This is a genomic window from Acidithiobacillus sp. TH-A36 (genome assembly GCF_057473445.1).
Window position 1 is genome coordinate 1 of the sequence record NZ_JBYCKP010000282.1, and the last position, 3,868, is coordinate 3,868.

The following is a 3,868-nucleotide window of genomic DNA, read 5'->3' on the forward strand; positions in this document are numbered from 1 at the left end:
GCCAGCACGAATTATTGAGCTACTCCCAGCAGAGCAGTCTGGGTCCGCGCCACTGGCAAATTCACCCGAATCACGGCTGGTGCATTCCTGCCGAAACTTCCGCAACTCAGGAGAAAACCTCATGAAACCCGTAGTCAAACAAGTTACCTTGGCCATCATGAGTCTGGCATTTGCAGGCACTGCTTCTGCCGCCACATTGACGCTGTACAGTGCTGCCCCGGCTTCTTTGGCCAAGGCCCTGGCGCGCGCATTCAGCAAAAAAACCGGTGATCACGTCGCCGTGTGGACATCCAGTACCGGAAAAGTCATGGCCCGTCTGGCCGCCGAAGCGGACCATCCGCATGCCGATGTGGTCATGGTCGCCGACTGGACAGCCGGCCTGGAACTCGCCAAAGACAAGATGGTGTATGACTATCAACCTGAAAGCATCGACAAAAATCTTTTCCCAGCCATGCAGCTCAAAGGACCCTTCCTGCCCTATGGTGCCGATACGGTTTCCATGGTCATGAACACCAAAGCCTTGCCCAAGGGCGCGAGCATGCCTACCAGCTGGTTTGATCTGACCGCTCCCGTCTGGAAAAATCACCTCACTGCGCCCAACCCGCTGCTCTCGGGCACGGCTTCGGATTTTGTCATTGCCTTTGTGGATAAATACGGCAACAAGGCCTGGCAATATTTTTCCGACCTGAAAGCCAATGGCACCGTCTGGCCGGGGACTAATCATACCGCACTGATGCCGGTACTTTCCGGTGAACGCAGTGGGATGGTGGAGTGCGTTGGGCATGCCGCCGTGCAGGCCAAGGTACAGGGCAACTCCATTCAGCTGATTTACCCGAAAGAAGGCACCATGCTGATTCCCCGCCCCATCATGATCATGCAGTCGGCGCCGGATAAAAAGCTGGCCGAACAGTTTGTCAATTTCACCATGTCCCCTGCCGGACAAAAACTCGTCGCCAAATATAATCTCTATCCTTCCCTGAATGGCGTTGCCGCCAAACCTGCTCTGGCCAAGCTCGGTACTTATCCGGTCATGCAGGTCAACTGGGATCAGGTCGCCGCAACCCGCGCCAGCGTGCTGGCCAAATTCCGCAAGGACATTCTCGGTCAATGATGGGACGCAGCCTGAATCGGCTGCTGGTTTTTGGCATCCTTGGCCTGCTGGTTCTCGCACCACTGGCCACCATCGTTTTCGAGGCGCTGCAGCCCGACGCCAGCCATCATCATGGCATGGCTCTGCTGCAGTTGGGAGTAGACCAGCACTTTATCCACGCCCTGCTGGGCACCGCAGGCATGGCTGCTCTGGCGGTGGTTTTTGCGCTGCCCATCGGGCTGATTCTGGCCTTGTTGATGTTTTACGCCCCGCCCAAATTCAGCCTGCTTTGGGAAGGGCTGATTCTTATCCCCTTTTTAATACCACCTTACCTGACTGCCGAGGCCTGGACCTTGCTGGTTGGTCCGGTAGGACTCATTGAACAACTCATCCATGGTCTCGGAACGCCCCTGGAAAATTTTTTGTACTCGTTGGCGGGAATGGCTGCGGTAATGGCCCTGCATCTCACCCCGCTGGTGTACATTATTCTGCGCGCAGCCTTACAAAATGGGGATTTTCGCCTGATTCAGGCAGCCCGTGTACATGGGGCAGGACTGTGGCGGGCCTTTCGCGTCGGCGTTTTGCCCCTGGTTTTGCCCGCATTGGCCGCTGCAGGTTTACTGGTTTTCCTGGATACTTCAGCAGAATTTGGTGTACCAGCCTTGCTGAGTGGCTATGCCGGAGTCACTGTGCTCAGTACCAGCATTGAGGCCGCCACCAATGTCTGGCCCGTCAATTTGCCACGTGCTTCCGCCATCGGTCTGGTATTGTGTACCCTGGGCATTGTCGCCTGGTTTTTTTATCGTCCCCTGGCCAACGAAAATCGTGGACAAATCCACCAGCTTCGCTACCCGAGCCGCTGGTGGTCAATGCTTCCTCTAGCCGCTTTTGTTTTGATTGCCATGTTGTTACCCATCGGGGCGGTGCTGGCGGTGTCTTTTGAGAAAGCCATTACGGTAGGACTGAAATTCAGCAATTTCACCTGGCATCACTACCATCATATTCTCTCGCATCAATCCAGTGCGTTCGGAGCCCTTGAAACCAGCCTGGAACTCGCCGCCCTGGTGGCTTTTGGTACCATGGTGGCCGCCCTGCTGACGGCCAATATTGTCCGCCGTGGTGGTCGTTTTGCTGCTTTTCTGGATTTGCTGGCTACCCTGCCCATGGCCATACCCGGCGTTGTTCTGGCCGTAGGCATGATCCTTTTCTGGAATGCGCCATGGAACCACCTGCCCGTCTTCGGCACTACCGCCATTCTCGGCGTTGCCTATGCCACCACCACCTTTCCTTTTGCCATGCGCTATGCCCGCGCCGGGCTGGCGCAAATACCGCCGCTTTTGGATAACGCCAGCCGGGTACATGGTAGTGGGCCCCTGCGAACTTTCCTGAAAGTGCATATTCCCATCGCCTGGCCCATGCTGATTGGGGGAGCGACTGTTGTATTTGCCCTGTCCATGCGCGAACTGGTGGCCTCGTTGATGCTGCAGCCTGCGGGAGTACAGGTGATTTCCACTTACATTTATGCCAATTTCCGGCAAGGCGTCATTGGTGATGGCATGGCCATGTCGGTCATTGGCGTGCTCAGTTCGGCACTCATCCTGGGGGTAGCCCGGGGACTACTGCTGCGCCGTTAAATTTTATCGTGTTGCCACCATTACTCGTACTGGAGTCCAGACATGAACAACCGCAAGCTTATTATCACCATGCTGATTGCTGCTTCAGGTGGCGTCTGCCTGCCCCTCGTCGCTTCTGCCACACCGGCTGAAATCATCCTGCTGCGCCATGGTGAAAAAATGAATCCCTACGCCCTGTCACCCGTGGGTCAGGCCCGCGCAGCGGCCCTCGCCCGGCAATATCTGGGAAAAAACGCAACCCATAGCCTGCTGCCAGCACACGAAAAGCCCGCCACTCTCATGGCCATCACTCTGCATACCATTGAAACCATGACACCGACGGCGCAGAGCTGGGGGCTTCCGGTAACAGCCTTTACGGTCGTTCCGGAACCCGGTCTGAGCAAACATCAGAAAATGGTGCAGGAAAATCTCCGCACCCGGGAAGCCGTGCACGACATCATGACCAATCCCGCCTATGATCAGAAGGTTGTGGTCATCATGTGGGAACATAAACATATTGCCAATGCCAAGCTGGAAGCCCAGTTTCCTGGACAACAGGTCACTTTCCGGCAATTGCTGCATCTCGACAAATTCAGGAATGTACCGCAAACCTGGCCCAAGAAAACCTTCGACTACTTCTGGATTATCCGTTATCAACCCGGCGACACAACCCCCGTTTCCTTCAGCATGGAACAGGAAAAGTTTACCGGACAATATGCCCGTTTGCCTGAAAATGCCTGGGGAAAGCCGGAATAGCCTGTCACGGCCTTATGCCAGAGTTCACCGGACTCCTATTGGCGAAAGCTTTACAATGTCCGGCCTTTTAAGTAATAACAATAACCATGGACCAGCATTTACTGAAAGGTTTTTTGCTTCATTGCAGCCATGCCTGTCGGGTTTTGGCTGCCGTTTTTATTTTATCTGCAGGTAACACGTTGTTGCCTGCCCAGGCAGCCATTTACCGTTGGGTGTCCCCCAATGGCACTGTCAGTTATGGTGATCAGCCACCACCAGACGCAGCAAAGCTGCAGTCTCTGCCACCCATTCCTCCGCCACCACCGCCCGTAGCGCATCTGCAAACTCCGCAAAAGGCAGCAACTGTAACCCCATCTTCAGCAGCCAGCGATAAAACCCTGACAGCCATAGAACGCTTGAATCTCCTGGC

4 protein-coding genes are annotated in these 3,868 nt (G+C 55.4%); all 4 read left to right on the plus strand.

Going from position 1 to position 3,868, the window contains the following annotated elements; all coding sequences use genetic code 11:
- The first annotated feature begins 121 nt into the window (after positions 1 to 121).
- Complete coding sequence (locus tag AC2VLY_RS07390; RefSeq protein ID WP_075323448.1) at positions 122 to 1,111, plus strand: extracellular solute-binding protein; 990 nt, start codon at positions 122 to 124, stop codon at positions 1,109 to 1,111.
- Positions 1,108 to 2,724 (plus strand): ABC transporter permease, encoded by a 1,617-nt coding sequence (locus AC2VLY_RS07395; protein WP_486922029.1) that lies wholly within the window; start codon positions 1,108 to 1,110, stop codon positions 2,722 to 2,724. The genes AC2VLY_RS07390 and AC2VLY_RS07395 overlap by 4 nt, the downstream gene beginning before the upstream one ends.
- 42 nt (positions 2,725 to 2,766) lie before the next feature.
- Complete coding sequence (locus AC2VLY_RS07400) at positions 2,767 to 3,459, plus strand: hypothetical protein (protein WP_300254385.1); 693 nt, start codon at positions 2,767 to 2,769, stop codon at positions 3,457 to 3,459.
- Positions 3,460 to 3,545: 86 nt separating this feature from the next.
- A partial coding sequence (locus AC2VLY_RS07405) for a DUF4124 domain-containing protein (RefSeq protein ID WP_486922030.1) occupies positions 3,546 to 3,868 on the plus strand: 323 nt, incomplete at its 3' end.